Here is a 1,732-nt window from a genome sequence, read left to right as displayed (position 1 = left end):
CGCTGGGCGACCGGCGGCTATTGGGGCGGCAACATCAACTGGAACAACAACAACATCAATATCAACCGCGATCGCGTGACGCACTGGCAGCACAATCCGCAGCATCGCCAAGGGGTCAGATACGGCAATTCGCAGGTTCAGCAGCGGTTTGCGAACACCTCRCGYCCGGGCAGCGACGGACGCATGGACTTTCGCGGGCGGGACGGAAAYCAGGCCCGCCCGGACCGGCCCGATCGCCCCAACRCCGGAGCTGGCAACCGGCCGGATCGCGGGCAGGGGGCCAATCGGCCTGACCGACCCAATGCCGGCAATCGCCCCAATGCCGGCGCCGGTGCWGCGCGTCCCGATCGCGGSGCAGGGAACCGTCCTGCCACCGCCGACCGCGCGCGCCAGAACCGCCCGAATGCGCAAAGGCCGGCGCAGCGGCCGGCGCAGGCCARTCGCCCCGGCGGCGGCAACGTCAATCGGGCGGCTGGTCCGCGCCGCGACAATGCCTTCGGCAACATGCAGCCCGGCAGGGCCGCCAATCTGCAATCCCAGCGCGGACAGGCAAGCTTCGCTCATGCCGGAGCGCGGATGGGCGGCGGCGGGTTTGGCGGCGGACCCAGAGCGGGAGGCGGCGGGTTTGGCGGCGGCGGGGCACGCATGGGCGGCGGCGGTGGCGCGCGCATGGGTGGCGGCGGTGGGCGTGGAGGCGGCGGTCGYGGGGGCGGCGGTGGGCGGCGTTCCGACATCGCGCTCAAGGATCATATCGTCGAGCTCGGCCGGCTTCGGAATGGCATCGGCTTCTACCGGTTTGCCTATCGGGGCAGCGACAGGCGCTATGTCGGCGTGATGGCGCAGGAGGTCCAGGAGGTCGCGCCCGACGCCGTGACACGGGGCGCCGATGGTTTCCTGCGTGTCTATTACGAGCGCATCGGGGTGCGGTTCCAGACCTACGATCAATGGCTGGCATCCGGCTCGCACGTACCGACCGGAACCATCCGCCATGAATGTGCGGCGACGGCACTATGCCGYGCCACTGTCCCGGAGATGTCCGGAGGTATGCTGCCATGATGCACCTCAACCGGATYCGTCGGCGATGGCTGAGCCTCGCAATCGCGGCTGCCACCTTGGYCGGGATCTCCGCAGCCAGCGCGCAACAGCGCTTCAAGACRCCCGAGGCGGCCGCCGYAGCCCTTGTGGAAGCCGCCCGCACCAGCGAGACCGGCCCGATGCTCGGCGTTCTCGGGCTCAAGGGGCGCGACATCGTCTTTTCCGGCGACGAGGTCGCCGACGCGGCGGACAGGGAGCGCTTTCTCTCSGCCTATCAGGCCAAGCACCAGGTCRCGGTCGACGGCGACAAGGCGACATTGCTCGTYGGTCAGAATGACTTTCCGTTCCCGATCCCGATCCTGCGCAAGGACGGGGAGTGGCGGTTCGACACMGAGGCCGGGCGCAAGGAAATCCTGTTCAGGCGCCTCGGGCGCAATGAGCTCGATGCGATCCAGGTCAGCCTGGCCTATGTCGACGCCCAGAACGACTATGCGAGCAAGGACAGAACCGGCGCCGGGCCAGGCTCCTATGCCCAGCGGGTCGCGAGCCGCCCGGGTAAGCGCGACGGCTTGTTCTGGGCGACCGGGGCAGGAGAAGAGGCCAGTCCGCTKGGCGCTCTCGCCGCGCAGGCCGAGCGCGAAGGCTACAAGGGCGGGCAGGGCAAGACGCCCTATCACGGCTACTACTACAAGATCCT

At 69.0% G+C, this 1,732-nt stretch carries 2 protein-coding genes; both read left to right on the top strand.

Annotated features, from left to right (window positions below; translation table 11 throughout):
• A partial coding sequence (locus AC1D34_RS37300) for a tail fiber domain-containing protein (RefSeq protein WP_476826991.1) occupies window positions 1–1,056 on the top strand: 1,056 nt, incomplete at its 5' end.
• Window positions 1,053–1,732: DUF2950 family protein (locus AC1D34_RS37295; protein ID WP_476826990.1), on the top strand; the 680-nt coding region annotated here is incomplete at its 3' end. The genes AC1D34_RS37300 and AC1D34_RS37295, both read left to right, overlap by 4 nt.

It is taken from the genome of Allobosea sp. P1_A7 (assembly GCF_056406775.1).
This window is presented reverse-complemented; position numbering and strand designations above follow the sequence as displayed.